The 26,331-nt window shown below is 72.3% G+C and carries 21 protein-coding genes; 9 read left to right on the top strand and 12 right to left on the bottom strand.

Going from position 1 to position 26,331, the window contains the following annotated elements:
- Positions 1 to 48: 48 nt before the first annotated feature.
- Together ACFQQJ_RS01755 and ACFQQJ_RS01750 are read right to left on the bottom strand one after the other, a co-directional pair.
- A complete protein-coding gene (locus ACFQQJ_RS01755) occupies positions 49 to 1,113 on the bottom strand; it encodes an acyltransferase (RefSeq protein WP_377103446.1) in 1,065 nt (354 codons plus the stop codon).
- A 10-nt stretch (positions 1,114 to 1,123) separates the two neighbouring features.
- Positions 1,124 to 2,605 carry a sugar transferase gene (locus ACFQQJ_RS01750; RefSeq protein WP_377103444.1) on the bottom strand — a complete coding sequence of 494 codons (1,482 nt, stop codon included), beginning with the start codon at positions 2,603 to 2,605 and terminating at the stop codon, positions 1,124 to 1,126.
- Between the two features lie 528 nt (positions 2,606 to 3,133).
- Here ACFQQJ_RS01750 and ACFQQJ_RS01745 point away from each other — a divergent pair.
- Genes ACFQQJ_RS01745 through ACFQQJ_RS01735 form a run of 3 tightly spaced genes read left to right on the top strand, consistent with a single transcriptional unit; the run spans position 3,134 to position 6,864 of the window.
- Positions 3,134 to 4,087, top strand: coding sequence for a glycosyltransferase family 2 protein (locus ACFQQJ_RS01745; RefSeq protein ID WP_377103442.1), 954 nt, complete (start codon positions 3,134 to 3,136; stop codon positions 4,085 to 4,087).
- Positions 4,088 to 4,090: 3 nt separating this feature from the next.
- Positions 4,091 to 5,761 carry a lipopolysaccharide biosynthesis protein gene (locus ACFQQJ_RS01740; protein ID WP_377103440.1) on the top strand — a complete coding sequence of 557 codons (1,671 nt, stop codon included), beginning with the start codon at positions 4,091 to 4,093 and terminating at the stop codon, positions 5,759 to 5,761.
- The gene (locus ACFQQJ_RS01735) at positions 5,758 to 6,864 is read left to right on the top strand and encodes a polysaccharide pyruvyl transferase family protein (RefSeq protein WP_377103438.1); all 1,107 of its coding nucleotides are present in this window, start codon (positions 5,758 to 5,760) and stop codon (positions 6,862 to 6,864) included. Before ACFQQJ_RS01740 ends, ACFQQJ_RS01735 begins: the two co-directional genes overlap by 4 nt.
- Before the next feature lie 60 nt (positions 6,865 to 6,924).
- On the opposite strand, the gene ACFQQJ_RS01730 is transcribed toward ACFQQJ_RS01735, so the two are convergent.
- A complete protein-coding gene (locus tag ACFQQJ_RS01730) occupies positions 6,925 to 8,712 on the bottom strand; it encodes a LamG-like jellyroll fold domain-containing protein (protein WP_377103436.1) in 1,788 nt (595 codons plus the stop codon).
- Between the two features lie 228 nt (positions 8,713 to 8,940).
- On the opposite strand from ACFQQJ_RS01730, the gene ACFQQJ_RS01725 reads away from it, so the two are divergent.
- Positions 8,941 to 9,714: a hypothetical protein gene (locus tag ACFQQJ_RS01725; protein ID WP_377103434.1), complete on the top strand. Its 774-nt coding sequence runs from the start codon at positions 8,941 to 8,943 to the stop codon at positions 9,712 to 9,714.
- Here the strand turns inward: ACFQQJ_RS01725 and ACFQQJ_RS01720 are convergent.
- Both ACFQQJ_RS01720 and ACFQQJ_RS01715 read right to left on the bottom strand, forming a co-directional pair.
- The gene (locus ACFQQJ_RS01720) at positions 9,692 to 11,059 is read right to left on the bottom strand and encodes an O-antigen ligase family protein (RefSeq protein ID WP_377103432.1); all 1,368 of its coding nucleotides are present in this window, start codon (positions 11,057 to 11,059) and stop codon (positions 9,692 to 9,694) included. The genes ACFQQJ_RS01725 and ACFQQJ_RS01720 overlap by 23 nt on opposite strands.
- Positions 11,056 to 11,952 (bottom strand): Wzz/FepE/Etk N-terminal domain-containing protein, encoded by an 897-nt coding sequence (locus ACFQQJ_RS01715; RefSeq protein ID WP_377103430.1) that lies wholly within the window; start codon positions 11,950 to 11,952, stop codon positions 11,056 to 11,058. Before ACFQQJ_RS01715 ends, ACFQQJ_RS01720 begins: the two co-directional genes overlap by 4 nt.
- Before the next feature lie 375 nt (positions 11,953 to 12,327).
- Between ACFQQJ_RS01715 and ACFQQJ_RS01710 the strand changes: the two genes are divergently transcribed.
- Positions 12,328 to 12,816 (top strand): acyltransferase, encoded by a 489-nt coding sequence (locus ACFQQJ_RS01710; protein ID WP_377103428.1) that lies wholly within the window; start codon positions 12,328 to 12,330, stop codon positions 12,814 to 12,816.
- Positions 12,817 to 12,838: 22 nt separating this feature from the next.
- Here the strand turns inward: ACFQQJ_RS01710 and ACFQQJ_RS01705 are convergent, their stop codons facing one another.
- From ACFQQJ_RS01705 to rfbB, 6 genes are all read right to left on the bottom strand, one after another.
- Positions 12,839 to 13,975 (bottom strand): glycoside hydrolase family 5 protein, encoded by a 1,137-nt coding sequence (locus tag ACFQQJ_RS01705; protein ID WP_377103426.1) that lies wholly within the window; start codon positions 13,973 to 13,975, stop codon positions 12,839 to 12,841.
- Positions 13,972 to 15,249: a glycosyltransferase gene (locus tag ACFQQJ_RS01700; protein ID WP_377103424.1), complete on the bottom strand. Its 1,278-nt coding sequence runs from the start codon at positions 15,247 to 15,249 to the stop codon at positions 13,972 to 13,974. The genes ACFQQJ_RS01705 and ACFQQJ_RS01700 overlap by 4 nt, the downstream gene beginning before the upstream one ends.
- Before the next feature lie 53 nt (positions 15,250 to 15,302).
- Positions 15,303 to 15,917 (bottom strand): serine acetyltransferase, encoded by a 615-nt coding sequence (locus ACFQQJ_RS01695; RefSeq protein WP_377103422.1) that lies wholly within the window; start codon positions 15,915 to 15,917, stop codon positions 15,303 to 15,305.
- Positions 15,914 to 17,584: a WecB/TagA/CpsF family glycosyltransferase gene (locus tag ACFQQJ_RS01690; protein WP_377103420.1), complete on the bottom strand. Its 1,671-nt coding sequence runs from the start codon at positions 17,582 to 17,584 to the stop codon at positions 15,914 to 15,916. Before ACFQQJ_RS01690 ends, ACFQQJ_RS01695 begins: the two co-directional genes overlap by 4 nt.
- Positions 17,585 to 17,996: 412 nt before the next feature.
- Positions 17,997 to 19,373 carry a sugar nucleotide-binding protein gene (locus ACFQQJ_RS01685; RefSeq protein WP_377103419.1) on the bottom strand — a complete coding sequence of 459 codons (1,377 nt, stop codon included), beginning with the start codon at positions 19,371 to 19,373 and terminating at the stop codon, positions 17,997 to 17,999.
- Positions 19,374 to 19,405: 32 nt separating this feature from the next.
- Entirely contained in the window at positions 19,406 to 20,404 is a 999-nt protein-coding gene (gene rfbB / locus ACFQQJ_RS01680) for a dTDP-glucose 4,6-dehydratase (protein ID WP_377103417.1), read from the bottom strand.
- A 69-nt stretch (positions 20,405 to 20,473) separates the two neighbouring features.
- Between rfbB and rfbA the strand changes: the two genes are divergently transcribed.
- Positions 20,474 to 21,343 (top strand): glucose-1-phosphate thymidylyltransferase RfbA, encoded by an 870-nt coding sequence (gene rfbA, locus ACFQQJ_RS01675; protein ID WP_377103415.1) that lies wholly within the window; start codon positions 20,474 to 20,476, stop codon positions 21,341 to 21,343.
- A 4-nt stretch (positions 21,344 to 21,347) separates the two neighbouring features.
- Here rfbA and ACFQQJ_RS01670 read toward each other — a convergent pair whose 3' ends face one another.
- Positions 21,348 to 22,304, bottom strand: a complete 957-nt coding sequence (locus ACFQQJ_RS01670) for a glycosyltransferase family 2 protein (RefSeq protein WP_377103413.1) — start codon at positions 22,302 to 22,304, stop codon at positions 21,348 to 21,350.
- Positions 22,305 to 22,562: 258 nt separating this feature from the next.
- Between ACFQQJ_RS01670 and ACFQQJ_RS01665 the strand changes: the two genes are divergently transcribed.
- Genes ACFQQJ_RS01665 through ACFQQJ_RS01655 form a run of 3 tightly spaced genes read left to right on the top strand, consistent with a single transcriptional unit; the run spans position 22,563 to position 26,327 of the window.
- On the top strand, positions 22,563 to 23,006 hold the full coding sequence (locus ACFQQJ_RS01665) for an adenylyltransferase/cytidyltransferase family protein (RefSeq protein ID WP_377103411.1): 444 nt from the start codon (positions 22,563 to 22,565) through the stop codon (positions 23,004 to 23,006).
- A gap of 28 nt (positions 23,007 to 23,034) precedes the next feature.
- Entirely contained in the window at positions 23,035 to 24,189 is a 1,155-nt protein-coding gene (locus ACFQQJ_RS01660; RefSeq protein ID WP_377103409.1) for a DUF1972 domain-containing protein, read from the top strand.
- A gap of 5 nt (positions 24,190 to 24,194) precedes the next feature.
- Positions 24,195 to 26,327: a glycosyltransferase gene (locus tag ACFQQJ_RS01655; protein ID WP_377103407.1), complete on the top strand. Its 2,133-nt coding sequence runs from the start codon at positions 24,195 to 24,197 to the stop codon at positions 26,325 to 26,327.
- Positions 26,328 to 26,331 lie beyond the last annotated feature (4 nt).

Raw genomic sequence — 26,331 nt, 5'->3', positions numbered from 1 at the left:
GGGTGTCTTCGGGCGTCCGCCCTCGTCGCGGACGGGTCGCCGGCCGGCTCAGACCAGCCAGGAATTCACCACGGGGATGCGGACGAGCACCGCGCTCGTCGCCACGCTGAGGGCGAGCACGGCCAGCCACACCAGCGGGACGCCGACCACGCTCGGCAGCAGCCGCGGGGTGAGGTCGAGCTCCTGGAAGATCCGCACGAACGCGGGATGGACGAGGTAGATCGGCAGGGTCCAGCGGGCGACCGTGGCGAGCCGTGGTCCGGTGACCGCTCCGCCGGCCCGGGTGCGGACGGCGAGGAAGACCGCCGCCGCGGCGAGGGCGACGCCCAGGGTGAGGTAGCCGTAGAACTCGCCGACCTGCGTCCCCCGGGCCACCGAGGCCCACGCCGTGCCGCCCACCGTCACCGCCACCCCCAGGCCACCGCCGGCGTAGACGAGCGCACGGGTGCGTGGCGAGAGCCGGTCGCCGTGCTCGTGCAGCAGGTGCCCGAGCACGAAGTAGAACGGGAAACCCGCGGCGAGGAACGGCCCGACCCGCTGCACGAGATCGGCGGTCAGGTCACCGGCCACCGGAACCAGCGCCAGCGTGGGAACCGCGAGGCTGGCGACCCCGGTGAGCACCACGAAGTACCGCGCGAGGGCGTCGTCGGCGACCACCCGCTGGAGCAGCGGGATGAGCGCGTACACCCCGGCGAGGGCCAGCAGGTACCAGAGGTGGTAGTAGCCGTCCCACAGGTGGGTGAGCAGGAAGACCGGGTCGGCGGTGCGCTGGAAGACGGCGCTCAGCACCGTGTAGGCGGCGCTCCAGGCGAGGTACATCACCAGCAGCTTCGGGATGTGGCGCCGCCAGGTCTTCGCCGGCGTGTCCGTCCGCCCGGGGGCGAGGAACAGCGATCCGGAGATCATGAAGAACACCGGCACGCACCACCGGCTGACGGCGGCGTAGACGTTCATCGCCTGCCAGTCGGCGGACGCAGGCGGCGTGTCGCCCCAGTGCATGGCCGACACGTGGATCATCACCACGGCGAGGGCGGCCACCACCCTCAGCTGGTCGATGTAGGCCAGCCGGGGCGGGGACGCGGTCGTGGTCGCGTGGACGGGGGTGGTGGTCACGCGGTCCCGTTCAGTAGGCGCCGGAGGATCCGACGACGGCCTTGGCGGTCTTGGCGAGGATCATCAGGTCCTGCACCATCGACCAGTTGTCGACGTAGTAGAGGTCGAGCCGGACCGTCTCCTCCCAGGAGAGGTTCGACCGCCCGGAGACCTGCCAGAGCTCGGTCAGGCCGGGACGGACGTCCAGCCGGCGACGGGCGTCCGAATCGTACTCGGCGACCTCCTTGGGCAGTGCGGGACGCGGGCCGACGAGGCTCATGTCGCCACGGAACGCGTTCCACAGCTGGGGCAGCTCGTCGAGCGAGAAGCGTCGGATGAACCGCCCGACGCGGGTGATGCGCGGGTCCTGGGTCATCTTGAACAGCGGCCCTGCGCCCTCGTTCTGGGCCACGAGGGCGGCCAGCCGCTCCTCGGCGTCCACGCACATGCTGCGGAACTTCAGGCACTCGAACACCTCGCCGCGCAGGCCGACCCGCGGCTGGCGGAACATGATCGGCCCACCGTCCTCGAGCCTGATGGCCAGCGCGACCAGGCCCATCACGGGCGCGGCGAGGAGCAGCAGGACCGCCGAACCGAGCACGTCGAAGGTCCGCTTGACCCACCGGGCGGCCTCGACAGCCTGCGGGCGGTCGACGTCCACCAGCGGCAGGCCGGCGACCGGCCGGACGTCCACCCGCTGCGAGCTGACCTCGGTGAGGGCCGGCACGACGATCATGTGGATCTCGTGCTCCTCCAGCTCCCACGCCGTCCGGCGGAAGTCTGCCGGCGTGGCGAAGGAGCCCTCGGCGAAGATGACGGTGGCGATGTTGTGCTCCTCGATCACCGCGACGGTCTCCGCGGTCGACCCCAGGACGGGGAGACCGCCCGGCGTCCGGTCGCTGCGATCGCTGGTCACGGCGCCCACCACCCGGTAGCCGAGCCAGGTCTCGCGGCGCAGGACCTTGGCGACGGCGTCCACGTGCCCGCTGCCGCCGGCCACGACGACCGGTGTCAGCAGGGCTCCGCGGCGGTGGAGGGCGTTCATGGCCTTGCGGCGGGCGAAGCGGGACAGCACGAGGCCCGCGGTGCCGACCGTGAAGAGCAGCGCGAACAGCCCGCGCGGGAACTCCGCCTTGAGCAGGTAGCTGCCGATGCCGACGAGGCCGGCCGTGGTGAAGGACGCGAGGAAGACGCGGCGGTACTCGGTGTCACCGGCGCGCTGGTAGCGGAGCTTGTAGGCGCCGACGGAGTTGAGCAGCACGAGCCACAGCAGGCCCATGGCCGGCGCGGCGAGCAGGACCGCGGTGGTGAAGTCGTCGTCGCCCGGGCCGTCCAGGGGCACGAGGCCCCGGGCGAGCACGGCGAAGACGGTGGCGATGGCGATCACGACGGCGTCGCCGACGCCGAGCAGGATCCGCTGGACGCGCTGCGAGACCAGGCGATGCTGGCCCGCAGGGCGTCGTGCTGCCGACTGGTCGGCAAGTGCATCGAGATAGGCGCTGAATGTGGTCATGTAACCCCCCGGCGCTGACCAGATTGTTCTCGGACATGTGTGTCATCAGCCGATGTGTGGCTGGCTGGAGTCGGCTACGTGATCCCCCCGGCGTATCCCGACATTCACAAGGGTTGCATGCCGCTTCGCATTACGCAAAATCGTCTCAGAATGTGCACGCCCAGCAGTCGAATGCGTAACACTACGCACGTTTGTATTTCGGGGGAGGCTGCCGCGGCTGGCGTTGCGCCGCAGGGGCCCGTCGTGGGCCGGGGAACCGGCGCGCGGGGCCCCTGGAGCTCACTCCCGCGATTTGACAAGCGTCTGTGCGCGCCCGCATGGTGGAGATGCCGACGTGGGCCCGCCCGAGCGTGTGCCCGGCGTCGGGCACGCGCGGCGCAGCATTGACAGCCCCGCATCACCGCCTGGTGATTTCACGAATCAACCGGGAAACGAAATCGAAACATTGCTGCAACCTGAGTCTCGGTACGATCGTTATCCGCCGACCCGGGTAATTGTCCACTGCATGTCGGAGTCCGAGGGAGCATCGTGCCGAGAGTCAGCGTCATCATGCCGACCTATAACGCGGGAGCGCGCATTGGTGTGGCTATTGGCAGCGTGCTCACGCAGAGCCACCGCGACGTGGAGCTGATCGTCGTCGACGACGGCTCGACCGACGACACCGCCGACATCGCCCGCGCGTTCGGCAGCCGACTGACCCTGCTCCAGCAGGCGAACGCCGGTCCGAACGCCGCCCGGAACACGGGACTGCGGCATGCGGCCGGTGACGTGATCGCGCTGTGCGACTCCGACGACGTCCTCCTGCCGAACTACCTCGCCGACGCGCTGGCGGTGCTGGAGGCGGCCCCGCCGCGCACCTGGGTGACCTGCGCCAGCCGGCTGATGACCGACGACGGCCTCAGCGACTACGGGTTCTCCCCGTTCGGCGAGGTGCGCCGCGACCGGCAGCGCCTGGCGATCCTCCAGGGCAACTTCGTGTCGATCTTCTCGGTGTTCCCGTCCGCGATGCGCGACGAGATCGGGCTGTTCGACGAGAGCCTCGCCCGCGCGGAGGACTGGGAGTACTGGGCGCGCGCCATCCTCTCGGGCTGGCGGGTGGCCTTCCAGCCGCGGATCGCGTCCTTCTACCGGCAGCAGGGGCAGAGCCAGTCGTCGGACGCGGGCGCCATGCTCGACGCGGAGGACGCGATGATTGCCGTGATCGCCGAGCGCTTCGCGGGCACCTTCACCCCCGAGGAAGAGGAACTGCTCGCCACGCGGGACCGCCTCGGCTCGGCCACCCGGCAGCGCCTCCGGGCGCGCGACGCGTGGCGGGAGGGCCACTTCACCGACGGGGCCCGGCAGCTGCGCACCGCCGCCCGCGACTTCCCGCTCTACCCTGGCGTGCGCGCCAAGGCGCTCACCGCGTCCGCGATCGCTCCGGTGCTCCAGGCCCTGCCCGCCGGCTTCCCCCTCCGCGAGCGGCTCAAGGACCGGTGGTGAGCCGTGCCGGCCACTCCTGAGGGCCCGCGCCGGGGACGGGCGGCCGGGGCCGAGCCCGCCGCCTCGACGATCCCGCCGGTCACTGTTCCCACCGAGGCGGTGGGCGGCGACCCTGCGGCCGCGGCCCCCGCGGTGACGCCGGACACCGGCCTCGTCCGCCGGCTGCTGGGCGGTACCGGCTGGCAGGCGCTCGCGCAGATGCTGCCGCTGGTCTTCAACCTCGCGCTCACCCCGTTCATCATCCACGGGCTCGGCGTGGGCATCTACGGCATCTTCCTGCTCGTCGTGGTCATCCAGCAGTTCGTCGGCAGCGTGGACGGAGGGGTCGGGCCGAGCGCCCGCCGCTACTTCGGCATGTACGCCGGCCGCGGCGACCGCGCAGCCACCACGTCGCTGCTGGTCACCCTGCTGGTCATCGTGTCCGGGGCGGCCACCGTCCTGTGCGGCGCCCTGTTCGCCGCCGCGCCGGCCGTCATGGCCTTCTTCCCCGGTTCGGCGGAGGACCCCGACGGCTCGGTGTTCCTGCTGCGGGTGATGATCATCATCGTCGGCGTGGCCCAGGTGCGGGGGCTGTTCACGCAGGTGCTGCTCACCAACAACCAGTTCCGGCTCACCGCGCTCGGTGACCTGCTGGGCTTCTTCGCCTACGCGGCGATGATGATCTGGACGGTCAACAACGGGCTCGGGCTGTTCGGCGTCGGGCTGGCGTTCATCGCCCAGCAGGCTATGCCGACGCTCGTCGTCCTGCCGGCCGCCCTGCGGTGGCTCGACCGGAAGGCGGTGCGCTTCGTCCCGAGGAGCCTGCTCGGTGAGTTCTTCCGGTTCGCCTGGAAGCTCCAGGTCTCCGGGGTGCTCACCATGGTGGCCGCCCAGGGCGACGCGATCTTCGTCGGCCGGTTCGCCGCGCCGCAGATGACCGCCTTCGGCACGGGCGCCAGCTTCGCGGGAACGCTGCGGCAGATCCCGATGAACGCGTACGCGCCCATGGAGACCAGCATCGTGCGGGCCCTGGGTGCCTCCGGACCGGAGGGTGCGGCCCCCGAGGTCGCCCGGATCCAGAGGCTGTGGGTGCGGTTCGTCGCGGGCTGGATCGCGGTGGGCGTGCCGGCGGCGGGCTTCGGCGTGACCGCCTGGCTGCACCTGGGCACGGACCTGCCGGGGCAGGTCGCCGCCGCCGTTCTCCTCGCCCACGGCGTGACCCTGCTGATGCTCGTGCAGCGCTTCTGGCTCAACGGGCTGGGACGGTCGGGGCTCACCCTCTCCCACGACGTGCTCAGCACCGTGGTCAACCTCGGCCTCACGCTGCCGCTGATCCTCACCTTCGGTGTGCTCGGCACCATCGCCGCCACGCTCGCCGCCGCGGTGGTCGCGGCGGTCTACCTCACGTGGCTCGCCGCGCACCGGACCACCCACCACCTGCCGACGGCCTGGAGCGAGATCCCCTGGCTGTCCGTGGTCGGGGCGTCCGCGCTGGCGACGGCCCTGAGCTGGGCCACGGCCCGCTTCCTCGTCGGCACGGTCATCCCGTTCGGGGCGCTGTCGCTGCTCGCGATCGGGGCCGCTGCCGCTCCGGCGCTCCTGCTCTACCTCGGGCACACCATCGGCTGGCGCCGGGTGCGCGGGTTCGCCGCGCGGTTCCTGTCGCGGGGACGCCGGGCGGAGGCGAGCTCGTGAGCCGGCGCGGCCGGGCGGTGTTCGTCGACTTCTACGACTACCGCAACGTCGGCGACGACCTGCTCTTCGTCACGCTCGCGCGCCGGTACCCCCACGTCCCCTTCGACTACATCGGGGACAAGACCGACGGTGCCACCTTCGCGGGCCTGCCGAACGTGCGCCGGCTCGCGCGGGTCCCGTACGTGGACGGGGTGCTCCGCAGGCTCCGGCTCCCGGTGAGGGTGAACGACCTGCGCCGCCGGCTGCGGGTGCGGCGCTCGCCCCTCGTGGTGCGCCTGGGCGGCTCGCTGTACATGGAGCGCGGCGACTGGCGGCGGAACGCCGCCCTCGACGGCGACCTCGTGCGGGGCGGGACGCCGGCGTTCTTCCTCAATGGCAACTTCGGCCCGTGGGAGACCGACGAGTTCCTCGCCACCTACGAGCGGATCTTCTCCCTCGCGCGGGACGTGACGGTCCGCGACGCCGCCTCGCTGGAGCAGTTGCGCGCGGTGGGCATCGTCCGGCTCGCCCCGGACATGCTGTTCTGCGTGCCGCCGGCGCCCGCGTCCCAGACCCGGCAAGGGGTGGTGGTCTCGGTGATCGACCTCAGCGACCGGGCCGGGCTGAGCGCGTGGACCGACGGGTACGAAGCCGCCATGGCCGACCTGGTCATCGACCTGGTGGCCCGGGGCGAGGCGGTCACGCTGGTGAGCTTCTGCCCCCTCGAGGGCGACGAAGCGGCGATCTCGCGGGTGCTGGCACGCATCCCGGAGGCGTCCCGCGGGTCGGTGTCCACCCACCTCTACGACGGTGACCTCGACGCCGTCCTCGCTGTGCTCCGTCGCGCGGGGACGATCGTCGCCACGCGTTTCCACGCGATGGTGCTGGGGGTGGCCTTCGGCGCGCGGGTCTGCTGCGTGGAGTACAGCGACAAGCTCAGCAACGCGCTGCGCGACCTGGACGCCACGTCATTGGGCTGGACGCTGCCGGACTTCGTCGGCGCGACCCGCGCCGAGCGCCTCGCACGCGTCAGCTCGCTGGAGGCCGTGGACATCCCGGGGATCGCCGCGCGCGCGGGGGCCCATTTCAGCGTGCTGGACGAGTACCTCGGCGCACCCGCCTGACGCGGAACGCCCGCCCGGCCCGTGACCGGGCGGGCGGGCGCGTCCCTCGTGCCGGCGGTCCTACCCGCGGGCCTTGTACTGCGCGGTGACCGTCGCCGCGGGCAGCGCGGCCGGGTACACAGCGAACTCGTCCAGCGAGCCGGCGAAGTAGGAGTTCGTCGGCTGGTTGGGCCAGGCCTTGAGGTTGCCGCCGCCGAGCCGCCAGTAGCCGCTGTAGGCCGCGGCGCCGGTCGCAGTGCCGGTCGCCACGCGCACGGCGTCGACGTACAGCACGGTGCCGCCACTGGACTGGGTGACCGTCGCCATGTGCCAGGCGCCGTCGTTGTAGCGGCGTGTGCTCGTGATGGCCTTCGCAGAGCCGGGCATCGTGCCGAACGCCAGGCGCCCGTCGTTCAGCATGTACAGCGACCGGTCCGAGCGCGAGCCGAAGGCCGTCTGGGCCTCCTCGAAGCCGACGAGCTTGCCGCCCTTGCCGATGCCGTTGGCCTTGAACCAGACCTGGACGGTGTAGGCGGCGCCCGAGGCGGACCTGGCGTCCGCGTGGACCAGCGAGCGGTCGTTGCCGTAGGTGGCGACCGCCGTGTTGCCCGCGATCGCGCCGGGTGCGGGACGGTAGACCGTCGTCATCCGGCCACCCACGCCGTTCCCGCTCGCGTCCGCGACGGTCGAGCCGGTGGAGTCCAGCCGCCAGTACAGGGACGGCTTCGCCGCCTTCACCGTGGCCGCGTAGTCGGCCGCTGGCGTGGTCGCGGGCGGAGTGGACGGTGTCGTCGTGGTCGGCGAGGGAGTGGGCGCGGGTGCCGTGACCGGCACCTTGTAGTTGAGGGGAAGGGCCACCAGCTTGTCGAGCGGGAAAGCGGATTCGCCCAGGGCCTTGTTGGCCATCATCTCCTGGAAGGACCACCGGTTGCGGAAGAGGCCGGGGTAGGGGTTCGTGGCCAGGCCCACGGCGTTCTCCGCGGAGAAGGCGACCGAGCCGCCGGTGTCGGTGATGATGATGCCGTACTCCTGGGCGGCCCTGGCGATCGTGCGGGCCAGCGGCGAGAGCTTCACCGCGTCCAGGTCGAGGCTCGCCGGCAGCCGCAGCATCTGGCCGATGGCCAGCTCGTTCCCGGTCTTCCAGCCGTCGGTCCGGACGGCCGGCCACGACACCGTCCCCGCCTTCGTGAACGGGATGGACAGTCCGATCACGTGGTCGATGCGTCCCTGCGCGAGCTCGGACGCCCGGATCGTCGTCGGCCACATCGCCATGCCGCTGGCCGAGGAGCCGAACGTGCCCTCGTACACGCCGAGGGAGCTGCCCGCGGCGCTGAGCCGGCCGCCCCAGCAGGCCTGCCACTTCCCGTTGACCTTGCGGGCCTTCCACAGCTCCACGAGGTCGCCGGTGTCGCGGTTGTAGACCGCCATGCTGCCGTCGTCGGACGGGTCGGGCAGCGCGTCGGCGGGAATGCGGACGTCCTGGAGCTTCTCGTTGAGGAGGTTCGCGTACAGCGACGTGGAGGCCTGGCAGTTCCACGCCGTCACGTCGTACAGCGGGTCGGTGTTGCGCGAGACGTACATCGGCGGGGTGTACTTCACGGTGTTCACCGAGACGTTCGCGTCGGTGGCGGTGCCGTAGAACGCGTGGGCCTGCGCGTTCAGGCTGCTCACCAGGGCCGCCGAGTTGGCGGCGGCGGGCGTGGAGCCCGGGAGCTTCTGGTAGAACGGCGACGCGCTGGAGAGGATGCGCGAGGGGACGGCGCGGGAGTCCGTGCCGGAGAGCGTCGCCGCGGAGGCGGGGACGCTCAGGGGCACCAGGAGCGCCGCCGCGCCGAGCACGCCGACGGCGGCTCGCCTGAGGTGGTTCATGGGAGGTTCCGTTCTGGAGCGGGTAGGGGGAGCCGGGGACCGGCCACCGCTCCGGCCCTTCAATGCTAAGTCATTGATGAGAAATTGGTGAACCCGCTCTCAGGGAGTACTCCACATGGTGAACAGTTCAGACCGGCCCGGGACAAGGGAGTTCCCGCGCGATGCGGCGACGCCCCCAGCATGCGGAAGCCCCCGGCGACCGCTCGGGCTCCCGGGAGAATGGTGAACATGGGAGACGGCAGCCTGACCTTCGCGATCCCCGTGCGCGACCCACGCGGCGTCGAGGACTGGGACGCGGTGAAGGAGCTGATGGCGATCACGCTGCGGTCGCTGTTCGCGCAGCAGGGCCCCCGCCCGCGGGTGGTGATCGGGGCCTCGCCCGGCACCCCGCTGCCACCGCTCCCCGACGGCGTCCAGGTGGTGGAGGTGGACCTGCCCTACCGTCCGTTGCCCCCGGAGCAGGGGCCGCAGCGGTGGGACGCGATTCTCGTCGACAAGGGGCTCCGGCTCGCCCACGCCCTGGCGGTCGCACGGCCGCAGGGCCACGTGATGGTGGTCGACTACGACGACCTCGTCTCCTCCCGGCTCGCCGCGACCGTGGCGGCGTCCCCGGATGCGCCCGGCTGGTTCGTGGATGCCGGCTACCAGTGGGACGGCGGCCCGCTCGCGGCGCTCCTGCCCACAGGCTTCAACGACCTGTGCGGCACGAGCCTGCTCGTGCGTGCCGACCTGCTGCGGATCCCCGCCGATCCCGCCGACCCGGCGAACCTGGAGTGGATCAAGCAGACGCTGGGCTCCCACAAGCGCTGGCACGGGCTGTTCGGCCTGGAGCCGCTCGGCTTCCCGGGCGCGGTCTACCGCATCGGCAGCGGGGCGAACGTGTCCGGCGCCGTCGGGCACGGGCGCCGGGTGCTGCGCGCGGCGCGGCGTCCGGCCCAGTTCGTGCGCGAGGTCGGCGTCCTGCGGCCGTGGGCCGCGATCAGGCGGGGGTTCGGGGCCTGAGGTCCGCGTCGTCCGCTGCCTCGCCGGCGCCTGCGGGGACGGCGGGAGCCGGCGGCAGGTCAACGAGGATGCCGCGTGCGGCGATCCCCCAGACCAGCCAGAACAGGTAGTTCGGCGTCGTGTAGGGGTTGGGGCTGGACAGGGAGGGGAGGAACCAGACGAAGAAGGCCGCCAGCCCCAACAACTTCCAGTGGCGTGCGGACGCCGTCCGCGGCGTCGACAGCAGGCCGAGGAGCGGCCCGGTGGCGAAGCAGAGTGCCCACAGCAGCGCGCCGAGGATGCCGGTCTCCGCCGCGCGCGAGAGGAAGACGTTGTGGACCTCGATGTTCACCGTGGTCATCGGGTAGGTGTCCGCCTGGCGCACCCACAGCAGGCTCTGGTTCACGAACTCGCCCCAGCCGATCCCGAAGAGCGGGAGCTGGGCGACGATGCGCAGCGCGGCCTCGTTGGTGTTCTGCCGGTCGTACACCGACCGCTCGGTGGTGATCCGGGCCACGAGGACGTCGCGGAACTCCGGCGAGAGCACCAGCACCGCGGCGATGAGGACCGCAGAAGCGACGAGAAGCAGGGGGAGCCACCGCCGCAGGCGGGGGACCATCAGGCCGAGCACGAGGCCGGCGACGATCAGGGCCAGCCAGACCGAGCGCACCATCGACACCAGCGACGCGACGAGCCCGCCGACCAGCCCGAGGACGCCGACCACGCGCCACAGGAGGCTCTTCGTGGTGCGCACCAGGAGCCCGGAGGCGAACACGGCGAGGTTCGCGACCAGGCCGAGGGGCTCGGGGAAGAGCCACGGGCCGCCCGCGCGGATCTCCGTGCTGGTGCCGGGGTTCGCCATGATGTACCCGGGCCACACCAGGGCGCCGATCCTGAGGTACTCGAACAGCCCGGTGAAGCCGAGGTAGATCCCCAGCAGGGCCACGGTGCGCAGCAGGAGCTCACGCCGGTGCTCGGTGGCGAAGATCAGCGCCCCCAGCGGGAACATCGCCAGCGGCATCGCCACCCTGTCGAACAGCGCGAAGAACTTCAGCGAGTCGGTCAGCGCGCCGCTGGAGACCCAGGACAGGGTTGTCCACAGGATCGTCACGGCCGCGACGACGTAGAACGAGCGCCAGCGCAGCCGCTCGCGCTCCGGGTCGAGCAGGAGCAGCAGCACGGCGAACGCGAGGAGCGGGCGGTCGGGTGACAGCGGCAGGCCCATCAGGCCGGTGTGGCCGGAGAAGACCGTGAACGCCAGTGCGGCGAGGAAGAGCCACACGTACAGCGGCTCGGCCGGCGCCGCGCCGGGCTCGCCGGCTCCCGCCCGCGGCCGGGCGGCCGTCATGGCGGCCACTGGGTTCACGCCCCGGTGGTGCCGGGCGCGTCCGCGGTGCGCGCCGCGCGGGTGCCGCCGGCGCTGCGGGCGCGCCTGCGCTCGATGACGACCGAGAGCACCAGCCCGAGCGCGGCCCCCGCGGCGAGCCCGGCCAGCCCGAGGCGGGCCAGCATGCTGGTCCGGTTCGAGTCGAGCTCTTCGGCCGTGCGCACCAGGAGCAGGTTCGCCGCGGTCGAGGACCCGGCGACCAGGTTCGTGTAGCGCTGCTTGAGGGCCGCCGAGCGCATCCCCGTTTCCGCGGCCTTCGCCGCGGCCTCGGTGACGGCGTCCCGGGCGTCCTTCACCGCGGACTTCGAGGGGTTGTCCCTGCCGAGGAGCTCGTCGAGGTCGTGCTGGGCCGCGTTCAGGGCCGTCTGCGCGGCCGCGTCCTCGTTCGCAGCCTTCGCGAACTCGGCCGCCACCTCGTCCGCGGACGTGCGTCCGCTGTCGTTGACCGCGTCGATGAGCTGCTGCGCTGCCGAGTTGGCCGCCTCGCGGGCGGCCTCCGGGTCGGCCGACTCGGCCTCGACCCGGATCACGTTCGACTCCGGGATCTGCGAGGCCGACAGCGTGACGCCCTCCGGCACGTCGGTGCCGGCCACGCCGCGGTTGTTCACGTAGCGGGCGTAGTTCGACGCGAGCTGGGACGCGGCCACCGGGAACCCGGCGATCGCGCCGGAGGTGAGGTCGCCCGAGCCCACGGCCACGCGGGCCTCCGCCGTGTAGGTGACGGGGAGGACGAAGGCTGCGCCGACGCCCAGCGCGGCGCCGAGCAGCGCCGCGACGACGCCGAGCACCCAGTGCCGGCGCCACGCGGTCAGCGGGCCGGCCGCCTGGACCGTGAACGGCTCGTCCTCGCGGTAGTCCGTCGTCGTACTCATCGGTGCATCCCCCTCTTTCCTTGCGCGGGCATCCCCTGTCCGGCGCGAGCCGGTGCCGCTGTCGGCAGTCCTGTGGTCCTGGAGTGGAGGTGGGACCGTCCGTCCGTCCGGCGGACCGTCGCGACGGTGGCGCGATCGCGCAGCGTGATTGCGCGCGCGATGACGAAAACTGCCTGTCTTGTCTGTTCCAGTATCTCCACGGACGGAGGGGCGTGGTCAAATCGTCCACATTTCGGCATCGCCGCGCGATCGTTCAACGCTGGTAGCATTTGGACGGTGGCTGACGTTCCCCGAAGAATTCTCGCGCTGGCGAAGTCGATTGCACGCGATGTGCAGGTCGGCGTCCGGGCGCAATGGTCCCGGGCGCAATTGCGCATGACCTTTCCGAATGCGCTGGTCAGTTCGGACGTGCGGATCACCGGAGACGTCTCTCGCCTGGTGCTCGCCGACGGGGTGTCGATCTTCGGGCCCAGCGTGATCGTGCTGCTCGACGGCGGCGGGCTGAGCGGCTCGCGGCTGGAGGTCGGCGAGGGGACGTTCATCGGCGAGTTCGCGAACCTGCGCACCGCCGGGGCCCCGATCACCATCGGTGCCCGGTGCCTCCTCGGCCAGGGCGTGACCATCGTCGGCACCAACCACGGCACCCGCCTGGGCACGCCGATCGTCGACCAGGAGTGGGTCGGGAGCGGCGTGGAGATCGGCGACGACGTCTGGATCGCCTCGAACTCGATCATCGTCGCGGGAGCGAGGATCGCCTCCGGGGCCGTGATCGCGGCGAACTCGGTGGTGCGTGGCGACGTCCCGGAGAACGCGATCATGGCCGGCTCGCCGGCTCGCCAGGTGGGCGAGCGGCGTCCGGGCTGAGGCCCTGGCGCGGGGTGGACGGTCATCGTTCCCCGTGCCCGAACTGCCACAGACGCCGGCCGCCGTCGGACAGCCCGGCGCCGTCGCGGCCCTTCCAGAACGGGCCGCCGTCGGCCATCACCGAGTAATTGTCCCCGTGCGTCCCGTGCCACCACAGTGCCCCGACATGGCGTTCGGCCGCGAGCTCGAATACCGCCTGGGCAGCGTCGTAATTGGCGTCGTAGATATCGGGTGAATCCTTCTTCGCCACCGTGTAGCCGAACTCGCCAATCAGGGGCGTGAGCCCCGCGTCGCGCACCTTTTCGAGGTACGCGCCCCACTTCTCCTGCGACGCGTAGAGGCCGTACGCACCGTAATTGTGCTGCTCGAATATGACGTTCTCGTGACGCGCGGCGATGGCCGGGGCCATGGTCGCCTCGTACCCGAATCGGGCGTCGGCGAAGTAGGGGCGGGTGCCGGCCACGTCCTGGCCCCAGCACGACGCCCCGAGCAGTACCGGGCTGGTGTTGCCGGTGCCGCGGACCGCCGCGGCGAGCCCGTCCATGAGGGCGACCCACTCGTCGTTGGTGTAGTCGGGCTCGTTGAGCAGGCCGTACCAGACGCGGGGGTTGCCGGCGAAACGGGTCGCGGCCTGCGTCCACCAGGCGGCCAGGCCGGCCTCGGTGGCCCGCCTGTCGACGCCCTCCGCGCGCGGGTCGTCGTGTGCGGAGAGGATGACCACGATGCCGGCATCGGTGTACTCCTGCACCACCTGGTCGACGAGGGCCAGCAGGTCCTCCGTGCCGCGCTGGGCGACGAAGGACCAGGAGTGCGCGGCGGTCACCATGAGGTTCAGCCGCACGGTGTTCCACCCCCAGGCCACCGCGTCGGCCGCGTGCCCCCGGCTGTCGCCCTTCCAGTCGAAGGTGCCGGTGGTGCCGACGTTCGCGCCCACCGGGGTGAACAGGCTGCCGTCGGGGGCGTAGAGGAACCCGTCGCTGGCTCGGTACACCGGCCCGGGGTCGATCCGGGCCGCGGGCTGCCGGGGCCCGCCGGAGGCGGGCGGCTCGGCAGCCGGCGTGCAGGCGGCGAGGGCGACGGCCGCCGTCAGGCCCGCGCCGGCGGACAGGAGGCCCCGGCGGCTGATCGGCGTCCGGGGCAGCCCGGTCGCGCCGTTCACGACGCCCGGCGCGACCCGGCCGGACGGGGCGCGACGTGGCCGAGGAAGTCCTGCTGGGCCTTTGCGCAGTGCTCGAGGGAGAAGCCGGCGACCACGTCCGCGCGCGCCCGCTCGCCCAGGGACGCCCGGAGCGCGGGGTCGGCAGCGAGCCGTTCGAGGGCATCGGCGAGCAGGTCGGCGCGACCCGGCGGCAGCAGGTAGCCGTTGGCGCCGTCGCGCACCAGTTCGGGGATCCCGTTGATCGTGCTGGTCACCACCGGCAGGCACGTCGCCATCGCCTCCATGAGCACCACGGGCAGGCCCTCCTGGAAGCTGGGCAGGCAGAACACGTCGGCCCAGTGGTACTCCGAGAGGATCTCGTCCTGGCCGACCGGGCCGACGAGCGTCACCACGTCCGACAGCCCGCGGGACGTGATCGTGCGCGCCAGGTCCTCGCCCAGGTCGCCGCTGCCCACGAGCCGGACCTCGACCGGGACACCCCGCTCGACGAGCAGCGACACCGCGTCCAGCAGGACGGGGGCACCCTTCTCCGGCACCAGACGCCCGACGTCGAGGATGCGCAGCGCGTCCCCCTGCGCCCGGGCGTCCGGCGGGGGCACGAAACGGTCGGTGTCCACGCTCATGTGGACGACCTCGAGCTTCGTCCAGTCCGCGGGGTCGCTGAGGCGCATCAGCTGGCTCCGCGTGAAGTCCGAGATGCAGGCCACGCGGTCGGCCGAGGCCACCTTGCCGGCGAGGTCGAACCGTTCGACGGCCTCGAACTCTGTCGGGCCGTGCATCGTGAACGACCAGCGCCAGCCGCCGTCCGGGTCGACCGAGCGCGCGTGGGCGATCGCCGCCCGGGCGACGTCCGCGCCGTTGTTGGCGAAGTGGGCGTGGACGTGTCGCACACCGAGACGCTCCAGCTCCGCCAGCAGGCGCAGTGCCTCGGCCACGTAGAAGGCCTGCCACACGCGGCTCCGCGGGCGGGCCTCCCCTGTGGACAGCGCCCTGCGCAGGCTGGCGAACCCGGCCGCCGGATGGCCGGCGAACGCGCGCGCGGAGGCCCGGGCGATCTCGCCCCACGAGTCCTGGAGGACGGTGGTGCGCCCGGCCTCGGCGCGCATGGCGTCGCTCATCAGGTCACCGGGCTCGCGGATGCTGAAGGTGTGCACGGGCGTGCCCAGAGCGCGCAGGCCCTCGATCTCGCGCTCGATGAACGTGTGCGAGATCAGCGGGTACTGGCTCACCAGGTACGCGACGGGCGCGTGGTGGTCGGCGTGGTCGGTCGTCAAGGGGCCTCCGGGGCAGGTCTGGGTAGGGACGCAGGTCTGGGTGGGGACAACGGTCAGGTCGCGGGCCGGACGCGCGGTTCGTCCGGTCGCCACACCTCGTGGGTGCCGGGACGGACGGTGGCCGGCACCCCGGCAGCGGCGTGGCCCTCCGGCACGTCGCAGGTGACGACGGCCGAGGGGAAGATGAAGGCGCGGTCGCCGATGGTGACGCCGCCGAGCACCAGGGCGTTCGGCCCGATGAACACGTCGTCGCCGATCACCGGCACCCCGCCGGCGGTCGCGCCGATCGTGACGCCCTGGTGGATCCGGCAGCGGGCGCCGATGCGGGCGTCGGGGTGGATGACGAGCAGTCCGGAGTGGGCGATGCTCAGGCCGGGGCCCGCCGTGTGCCGGCCGACGTCGAACCCGAGTCGCTCGGACAGGCGGCGCAGCCGGACCTTGTACACGCCGGACACCACCCGTGCGACCGGCCCGGGCCGGTTCTCCCAGTACTCGCACAGCCGCAGGACGTGCAGGAAGTGCACGACGCCGCGGGTCAGGGCGTGCCGGGGACGCCAGCGCTCGACGCCGTTCATCGCGGCGTCGGCGGCGGCCCAGGCCGCCAGGTCCTCCCTGGTCCGGATCCTGGCGTTCGGGCGCCCGGGGCGCGTCTGCCGGGCGTCGCTCACCCCTTGCTCACCCCGGTGACCCCGTCGAGCGTGCTGCGGGTGAGCAGCGAGGCGGCGTAGGGCGCGTCGTCCAGCAGGTAGCGGCGGGCGAGGCGGCGCGGCTCCTGGAGGAGCCGGACGATCCACTCCGCACCGAGCTTCTGGGCGGCACCGCTGGCCCGCTCCACCTCACCGGCGACCATGTCGAGCGCGCCGCCGCAGCCGAGGAACCAGGTCTGCGGAAGGTGCTGCGCGAGGGTGGCTGCCACCAGATCCTGCTTGGGGAAGCCGAGCGCGAGGTAGACGAGGTCGGGGCCGGCGTCGGTCAGTCGGGCGATCAGCGCGCGCATCGCGTCCGGCGAGTGCTCGAAGCCCCACTCGGGGCTGTCGTGGCCGACGATCCGCAGGCCGGGGAACCGCTCGGTGAACGTCCTGCCCGCGCGCTGCGCCACGCCGGGTCGCCCGCCGAGGAGGTAGACCGAGCGGCCCTCCTCCGCCGCCCGTTCGGCCAGCGACCAGACGAGGTCCGCCCCGGAGACACGCTCGGGCAGCGGGGTTCCCCGCAGCCGGCTCGCCCACACGATCGGCATCCCGTCGGCGACCACGAGGTCGGCGGTGCGCACCAGGCGGCGCAGTTCGGGCTTGCGGCGGACGGCCTGGAGGATGTCCACGTTGGGCGTGACGATCCGGCCGCCCCGCTGCCCGGCGAGAGCGTCGAACACGGTGTCCACGACCTCTGCCTCGGTCTGCCGGGTGAACGGCACCCCCTCGATCGGCACGGGTGCCGCCGCGTCGGGCACCGCCTGCGCGCCGGCACCGGCCGGCGCGGCCCCGTCCGCAGGCTGTCGGGTGGACTCGTCGCGGCCCCACGAGTAGTCGTCGCTGAGGCGCGAGCGCACCCGTGCGGCGATCGTGGTGCCGACGTACACGGTCGCTGCGGGGAGCAGCCCTGGCTGGACGGCGAGCGCCCGCGCCAGCGCCTTCACCGACGCGCCGGAGGTGCGCTCGAAGCCGGCGCCGGGCTCGGTGGTCGTGGCCAGCTGGGCGTTGCCGCGGTCCACGCGGGTGCGCACCTTGACCAGTTCGCGCCAGCGTCGCGGCGTCCGGACGGCGAAGCGGCCGGGCGTGCGGACGCGCTCCTGAGGGGTGAACAGGCGCTGGATGTACAGGTCGTCGGCGAGCACGTCGGGGAACTCGTCGAACCGCCCGCGACCGGCCTCGGACAGCCCGTAGACGCCCAGGCCCACCAGGTCGTCGGTCACGTAGGGCAGGCGCTCGAACATCCGGTAGTACTCGCGCACCCAGCGGTCGGCACCGTCGAGGTCGAACTCGATGTCGGGGGACCCCGCCACGGGGGCGTCGACGGCGAGGGCGTCGACCATGCCGCCGAGGGCGTCGGGGCCCAGCACGATGTCGGCGTCGAGGTAGATGCGCGGGAACGCGCTCACGGCCTCGTCACCGAGGTTGAGGGCATTCGCCTTGCCGGGCACTTCGGTCTCGACCACCACCAGGCCGGGCACGGACGGCAGGAAGGCCCGGGCGATGTCCGCGGTGTCGTCGGTGCAGGCGTTCGCGACGACGGCGACCTCGAGGGCCGGTGCCAGCGGGTCGTCGGCGATCCGCTGGAGGGTCGAGGACAGCACGCTGGCCTCGTTGTGGGCAGGGATCACCACGCTTGCGACGTTCATCGTTCCTCCAAGAGGGGGGGTTCGAGGTTGGCTGACCGACGCTGGCCGATGTGTTCGGTTGTAGGTGTACCCCTTCAGCATCGCCATCACACCCGGCGCGGAGCAACCTGAATTGAATTATGAAACAGACTTGGAACATGGCGTCCCACCGATTAGGCGTCGATTTGACTTGCCCCGCGAATTCGCCGACACTGCCCGACTTCGCGGCCGGGTCGCGATCGGGAGCCGACGGGGCCGAGCGACAGGCCGACCGCAGCTCAGGCGTCCATAATGCCTAGTGGGAAGGCTGAACCGGGACTGTCACGCCGATCTCCGGCGGCACCGCACGTGCCGTCCGGAGCGGACGGGGCATCACGTCAGCAGTAATGCGCACCGTGCGGCAACGCCCCGGCGAGCGCCTCCCAATGGTTCGCTAATTCGCGGCGGCGAGGTATTCGGCCAGCCGTTGGGTCGACGGCGCCGGGAAAAAGCCCGTGGCCTTGATCCGGGTCAGGTCGAGCGCGCTGTTGCGCGGACGGGGCGAGGTCAGCTTGCCCTCGGAGTAGTCCTCCGTGCTCACGCCGGTCACGTCCGCGGCGTCGCGCCCGCAGAGCACGAAGACCTCACGGGCGATGTCGCACCAGGACCGGACGGGGCCGTCGTTGCTGAGGTTGTAGGTGCCGAACGGTGCCCCGGTGGTGAGCAGGTGCACGATCCCCGCTGCGAGGTCGGTGGTGAACGTGAGGCGCCCGAACTGGTCGTCGACGACGCTCGGCGACACCCCGCGGGCGGCCAGGTCCGCCATCGTGCGCACGAAGTTGCGGCCCTGCCCGATCACCCAGCTCGTGCGGACGAGGTAGTGGCGGGCGAGCTGGCCGACCAGGGCGTCACCGGCGGCCTTCGTCTGGCCGTAGACGCCCAGGGGGCTGAACGGTTCGTCCTCGGGGTGCAGCTCGGCTGTCCCGTCGAAGACGTAGTCGCTGGAGACGTGCACGAGGGTGATCCGGTGCTCTGCGGCCACCCGGCACAGGTTGGCCACGCCGCTGACGTTGGCCGCCCAGCAGGCACGCCGGCCCTCGGGGGTCTCCGCCGCGTCGACGGCGGTGTAGGCGGCGGCGTTGAGGATCGTGCCGACGCCCCGCCAGGGGTGGGCCGCGACGGCGTCCGCGTCCGTGCAGTCGAAGTCGGGGAGGTCGAGCAGCTCCGCACCGGGCACCAGCGCCTGGAGGGCCCGGCCCAGCTGGCCGTTGGCCCCCACGATCACCGTGCGCAGGGGCGGCACCGGGCGGACGTCGTCGAGCAACGGGTGCCCGGCGTCGGCCTCGGAGATGGTGGCCTCCGCCAGGGGGATCGGCCACGGGACGGCGACCGACGGGTCGGCGAGGTTCAGGTAGGTGTACTCGTCACGGGCCTGCGGGCTCCAGTGCTCGTTGACGAGGTAGGAGTACACCGTGCCGTGTTCGAGGGTCTGGTAGCTGTTGGCGACGCCCCTCGGCACGAACACAGCGGTCTGGGGGCCGAGTTCCACGGTCACCACGCGGCCGAACCCGTCACCCTCGCGCAGGTCGACCCAGGCGCCGAACACGCGTCCGGTGGCCACGCTGACCAGCTTGTCCCACGGCTCGGCGTGGAAGCCGCGGGTGACGCCCGCGGTGCCGTTGAACGCGACGCTGTGCTGGACGGGCCCGAAGTCGGGCAGGCCGAGTGCCGTCATCTTCGCCCGCTGCCAGTTCTCCTTGAACCAGCCCCGGTCGTCCCCGTGCAGTGGCAGGTCGACCACCAGCAGGCCGGGGATCTGCGTCGTCCGCACTGCCGGCGCCGTCGGCGCGCCCGGGGAGGCGGTCACTGGCCGGCCGCCGCGTACCTGGCCTCGGTGGCCTCCTTGATCGGGCGCCACCACGACTCGTTCTCGCGGTACCAGTCGATCGTCGCGGCCAGGCCGGACTCGAAGTCGCGGTACGTGGGCTCCCAGCCCAGCTCGGTGCGCAGCTTGGACGCGTCGATGGCGTAGCGCATGTCGTGGCCGGCGCGGTCGGTCACGTGGTCGTAGGCGTCGGCCGGCTGCCCCATCAGGGTCAGGATCAACTCGATCACGGTGCGGTTGTCCTTCTCGCCGTCCGCCCCGATCAGGTAGGTCTCACCGATCCGGCCGGCCTCGAGGATGCGCAGCACGGCGAGGTTGTGGTCGGTCACGTGGATCCAGTCGCGCACGTTCGCGCCCGCCCCGTAGAGCTTGGGACGGATGCCGGCGAGCACATTGGTCACCTGGCGCGGAATGAACTTCTCGATGTGCTGGTACGGGCCGTAGTTGTTCGAGCAATTGCTGATCGTCGCCTGCACGCCGAACGAGCGCACCCAGGCCCGGACGAGGAGGTCGGAGCCGGCCTTGGAGGCCGAGTACGGGCTGGACGGGTTGTACGGCGTGCTCTCGGTGAACCGCGCCGGGTCGTCCAGCTCGAGGTCGCCGTACACCTCGTCTGTGGAGATGTGGTGGTAGCGCCGGCCGTGCCGCCGCACCGCCTCGAGCAGCGTGTAGGTGCCCACGAGGTTGGTCTGGATGAACGGCGACGGGTCGCGAAGCGAGTTGTCGTTGTGGGATTCGGCGGCGAAGTGCACCACCGTGTCGTGGTCGGCGACCAGCCGGTCGACGAGCTCCGCGTCGCAGACCGAGCCCTCCACCAGGCGGAACCGGTCCGGGTCGAGGCCGTCCAGCGAGCTGCGGTTGGCCGCGTAGGTGAGCGCGTCGAGCACGGTCACGCGGTCCTGGCCCTGCGCGAGCGCGAGCCGGACGAAGTTCGTTCCGATGAATCCGGCGCCGCCGGTAACAAGCATTCCCCCCATGAGGGGCGATCCTAACCCCGGCGGCTCCGGCTCTGGGAGAGGCGGCGGGGCCGTGCGAGACTAGCCGCCATGCGCGGGATCATTCTTGCCGGCGGCTCCGGCACCAGGCTCCACCCCATCACCATGGCGACCAGCAAGCAGCTGGTCCCGGTGTACGACAAGCCGATGATCTACTACCCGCTGACCACGCTCATCCTCGCCGGGATGCGCGAGGTGCTCGTCATCACCACCCCGCACGAGCAGGACGCCTTCCGCCGCCTGCTCGGCGACGGCAGCCGCTTCGGGCTGCGGATCGAGTACGCCACCCAGCCCGAGCCGAAGGGCCTGGCGCAGGCGTTCACCATCGGCGCCGACTTCATCGGGGGCGAGAAGGCCTGCCTGGTTCTCGGCGACAACATCTTCTACGGCCAGGGCCTCGGCTCGCAGTTGCGGCGCCTCGCCGACGTCGAGGGCGCCGCCGTGTTCGGCTACTGGGTGGCCGACCCGACCGCGTACGGCGTGGTCGAGGTGGACGGGTCCGGCCGGGCGCTGTCGATCGAGGAGAAGCCGGCGGAGCCGAAGTCGCACTACGCGGTGCCCGGCCTGTACTTCTACGACGAGCGGGTCGTGGAGATCGCCGCCGGCCTCACCCCGTCCGCCCGGGGGGAACTGGAGATCACCGACCTCAACCGGGTCTACCTCGAACGCGGCGAGCTCCAGGTCTCGATCCTGCCGCGCGGCACCGCCTGGCTCGACACCGGCACGTTCGACTCCCTGAACGACGCCAGCACCTTCGTGCGCACGATCCAGGCCCGCCAGGGGCTCCAGGTCGGCTGCCCCGAGGAGGCCGCGTGGCGCCGGGGGTTCCTCACCGACGACGAGCTGCTCGCCCGCGCGGACGACCTGGCGAAGTCGGGCTACGGGGCCTACCTGCGCCAGCTGGTCGAGACCGCGCACTGAGCGGTCAGCGCTGGTACTCCGCGGGGGTGGACGCCAGCGCGCCCGCCACGCGACCCCGACCGCGCCAGTGCCGGCGCAGGCCGCGTGCTTCCTCCGCCAGCGAGCCGCGCAGCCGGCCGGCGACCGCCTGGACGCCGCCGACCGCCGCCCGCGCGAGGCCGCCCGCGGCCAGTTCCGCACGGGCCAGCAGGCGCCGGGCCGTGCCGTCGGTGAAATAGAGGCGGACGAAGCTCTGGTTGGTTCCGTGGTGCCACGCCCGGCGCAGCACCCAGGCCCGGGTGTTCCGGTCGTCCGGCACCAGGTCGTGCACGGCGGCGCCGGCGCAGAACACCACCCGCCCGCCCGCGCGCCGCAGCTGCATCGTGAAGATGGTGTCCTCCCCACCCCGCAGGCCCAGGCGGGTGTCGAACCCCAGCCCGAAGCGCCGCACCTGGCCCAGGTCGAGGAGGAGGTTGCTGGTGGGTGCCGCCGTGACCTCGGCCCCGTCCGGGTGCTCGGCCCGCACGAAGAAGCCGCCGGCCTCGACGAACGGGGGCGGTGGGCTGAGGTAGCGCGGCCGGATCGCGCCGGTGAGGGCGGCGGGACGGCCGAACCGCTGCCAGCCGAGCACGAGCGTGCGCAGCCAGCCGGGGTCGGGGATCTCGTCGTCGTCGATGAAGGCCAGCAGGTCGGCTTCGGACGCCTCCGCAAGGCACCGCTGGCGGGCCGCTGCGATACCGGGGGTGGGCTCGTGCACGTACCGCACCACCGGGTGGGCAGCGGCGTAGCGCGCCACGTCCTCGCGGGCACTGGCGTCGGGGTCGTTGTCGATGACCAGCACCTCGCCGGGCGAGCCGGTGAGGGCGCCGAGCTCCTCGACCTGGGCGATCACCTCTGGCAGTCCGATGGCCAGGCGGTCCGGGCGCCGGAAGGTCAGCATGCCGACGCTGACGCGCACCGCCGGGGCGCCTGAAGCGTCCATTCCCCTCCTCCGCCGGATACCTGTGGTCCCCGTCATTCCAGCACAGCCGGGACTCCGGCGTAACTTTGCCCGGTCCCGAATGGGCGAACTGTGGAATAATGCTCCTTACCGACGCACTGGTTGGCAACCGGGGGGAGCCAGTGCAGGGCGTTTCGCCCTTCCCTGTTTCCGACGGCCGTCGGGGCAGGTGATCCGGAGGGGGCCGGGTCAGTCGAATCCCCGGACCGGCGCGATCGGGGGGGTCGAATGAGCGCGGAAATGGCACCGGAATTCGAGGTGCGGACGGATCGTGGAGTTGTCGGCTATGTGCCCGGCGCGTGGGACATGTTCCACATCGGGCACCTCAACATCCTGCGGCGGGCCCGCGAACACTGCGATTTCCTGATCGTCGGCGTGGTGACCGACGAGGCCCTGTTTCGGGCGAAGCGGAAGTACCCGATCGTCCCGTTCGACGAGCGCTGCGAGATCGTGGCGAGCATCAAGATCGTGGACGAGGTGGTCACCGACACGTCCTCGAACAAGCTGGAGGTCTGGCGCCGGGTGCCCTTCGACATCGTGTTCAAGGGCGACGACTGGCAGGGCACGCCCAAGGGCGACAAGCTCGAGCGCGACATGGCGTCGGTGGGCGTACAGGTCCACTACTTCCCGTACACGAAGCAGACCTCGTCCACCGAGCTGCGCCGCATCATCACCGAGCTGTAGCCGGCTCGGGGAAGCTCAGGGGATCAGGATGCGTGTTGCCCTCATCGGCACCCGTGGCGTGCCGGCGCGCTACGGCGGCTTCGAGACCGCGATCGAGGAGGTCGGCTCCCGGCTCGCGGCCCGGGGCCACGAAGTGGTCGTCTACTGCCGTCCCGCGGACGGGGAGGCGATCCTCGACGAGTACCTCGGCATGGAGCTGGTGAACCTGCCGTCCGTGCGCCGCCGCTCGCTGGAGACCATCTCGCACACCGCGCTGTCCGTGCTGCACCGCAGCCTCGCCGGTGTCGACTCGGCGATCGTGTTCAACGCGGCGAACGCCCCGTTGCTGCCCGTGGTCCGCGCGCGCGGCATCCCGGTGGCCACCCACGTGGACGGCCTGGAGTGGAAGCGCGCCAAGTGGGGCCCGATCGGCAGCAGGTACTACCGCATGGGCGAGGCGATGGCCGTGCGCTGGTCGGACGCGCTGATCGCGGACGCCCAGGGCATCGCCGACTACTACCGCGACAAGTTCTCCGCGCAGACCCGGCTGATCGCGTACGGGGCACCGATCCTCACCGAGCCCGGCTCGGGCCGCCTCCGCGAACTCGGTCTGGAGCCCCACGGCTACCACCTGGTGGTGGCCCGCTTCGAACCGGAGAACCACGTGCTGGAGATCGTGCGCGGCTACGTGGCCAGCGACGCCGCCCGGCCGCTGGTCGTGGTCGGTTCCGCGCCCTACTCCGACGAGTACACGGCGGCGATCCACGAGGCGGCGGACGAGCGCGTCCGGCTGGTCGGCGGGCTGTGGGACCAGGAGCTGCTGGACCAGCTCTACGCCAACGCGTTGACCTACCTGCACGGGCACTCGGTCGGTGGTACCAACCCGTCCCTGCTGCGCGCGGCCGGCGCGGCGGCCTTCGTCGTGGCCTTCGACGTGTCCTTCAACCGCGAGGTGGTCGGTCCGTTCGCGGAGTACTTCGCCGACGAGGCCGGCGTGGGCGCAGCCCTCCGGCTCGCCGAGGCTGACCCCGCGAGCGCCCGCGACCGTGGCCTCGACCTGCAGCGTGACATCGCCCGCTACTCCTGGGACGACGTCGCCGATGCCTACGAGCGCCTGCTGTCCGACCTGGCGGCCGCCCGCGTCCGCCGGCCCTCGTCGCGCGGCCTCGCCCGAAGGCAGCGCTTCGAGACGGCAGGGGGCTGAGCGGGGTGGACGACGCGGCGCGCACCGTCGTGGTGGCGCACCCGAGCCCCGACCTCTACGGCTCGGACCGGGTGTTGCTGGAGTCGGTCGGCGGCCTGGTCGCCGCGGGCCACCGGGTCGTCGTGGCGCTCCCGTCGGACGGGCCGCTGGCCGGCGCCCTTCGTGAGCGCGGTGCCGTGGTGGAGTACGTCGGCTCGCCGGTGCTGCGCAAGTCCTCGCTGTCGCCGCTCGGCCTGCTCCGGCTCGCTGCGGACGCGCTGCGCAGCCTCCCGCCGATGCTGCGGCTGATCCGCGCAGAGCGGGCGGCGCTGGTGCTGGTGAACACGATCACGATCCCGCTGTGGCTTGCCGCCGGGCGCCTGGCCGGCGTCCCCGTGGCCTGCCACGTGCACGAGGCGGAGAAGTCGATCCGCCCTGCGCTGCGCCGGGTGCTGTACCTGCCCCTCCTGCTGGCCCGCGTGCTGGTGGTGAACAGCCGCTTCAGCCTGGACGTGCTCAGCGAGGCCTGGCCGCTGCTGCGGCGGCGCGGCCGGCTGCTCTACAACGGCGTCCCCGGCCCGGCGGAGCCCGTCCCCGCCCGGACCCGGCTCGACAGCCCGGTCGAGCTGCTGTTCATCGGACGGCTGTCGCCCCGCAAGGGCCCCCAGGTGGCCCTGGAGGCGCTGCGCCGGCTCGAGGCGGCCGAGCCCGGGCGTTACCGGCTGACCCTGCTCGGAGCGGTGTTCGAGGGCTACGAGTGGTTCGAGGCCGAGTTGCGTGCCACGGTCGCCGAGGCGGGCCTCGGGCACGCCGTGGTCTTCGCCGGCTTCGACCCCGACGTGTGGGGCTACTTCGCGCGCACGGACGTCGTGCTGGTCCCCTCGACGGTCGACGAGCCGTTCGGCAACACCGCCGTCGAGGCGATGCTGGCGCTGCGTCCGCTCGTCGTCAGCGACACCAGCGGGCTGAAGGAGGCCGCCGGCGGCTACCGCACGGCCCGCCTGGTGCCGCCGGGCGACCCGGCCGCGCTGGCTGCGGCCGTCACCGGGCTCGCGGCCGACTGGACGCGGGTGGTCGCCGGCTCCGCGTCCGACCGGGAACTCGCGCGCTCCCGGCACGACCCGCCGGTCTACCAGGCCGGCATGGCGGGCCTGGTGGCCGAGGCGATCGGCTCGCCGACGGCCGGGCACGGCCGGCGAGGCTTCGGTGACGAGCTGCGCGCGGCGATGGCGACGGCAGAGGACACCGGCCGGGTGGGCCTCGTGGTGGTGAATTACGGCTCCAGCGCGCTGCTCGAGCGCAACCTCGGCGCTGCGATGCCCGGGGTGCAGGTCGTCGTCGTGGACAGCTTCTCGACGACGGCCGAGCGGGAGGCGGTCGCCCGCCTGGCCGGCGAGCGGGGCTGGGAGCTGGTGGCACCCGACCAGAACCCCGGCTTCGGAGAGGGTGTCAACCTGGGTGTGCTGCGTGCCGCGGCCCTGGGCTGCCGGGTCTTCGTGACCCTCAATCCCGACGCCGTGGCCGACCCCGGTGTGGTCGCAGGGCTGGGCCGGTGCGTCCGCGAGGACCCGCGCGCGCTGGTCAGCCCGCTGGTGCTCCGCCCGGACGGGCGTCCGTTCTTCCGGGGGTCGACGATCGACATGCGCACCGGCCGGATCCGCACCGGCTGGGTGGACGGCGACGACGACCCGGACTGGAAGAACTGGCTGTCCGGAGCCTGTCTCGCCTTCGGTGGCGAGGCCTTCGCCGCGCTGGACGGCTTCGCCGACGGCTATTTCCTGTACTGGGAGGACGTCGACCTCAGCCGGCGCGCCGCCGCGCTCGGGCTGCGGCTCCAGCTGCGCGACGACCTCACGGTGACCCACGACGAGGGCGGCACCCACACCGAAAGGGGTGCGGAGGGCAAGTCCTCGCTGTACTACTGGTACAACACCCGGAACCGGTTGCTCTTCGGCGCACGTCTGGCCGGGCGGGCCGACAGGGCGCGCTGGCTGCTGTCCACGCCGCGGGAGTCGCTGCGGATCTGGCTGCGCGGCGGGCGGCGGCAGCTGCTCGTCCGTCCACAGGGCCTGCTGGCCGCGGTGGGCGGCAGTGTGGCGGGCGTCGCGGCGTGGGCCGGCACCCGGGTGCCACCGGCCGGACGGCAGAAGGGATCGTGAACCG

The sequence above is a fragment of the Propionicimonas sp. T2.31MG-18 genome, from assembly GCF_964266745.1.
In the GTDB taxonomy this organism is placed as follows: Bacteria; Actinomycetota; Actinomycetes; order Propionibacteriales; family Propionibacteriaceae; genus Propionicimonas.
This window is presented reverse-complemented; position numbering and strand designations above follow the sequence as displayed.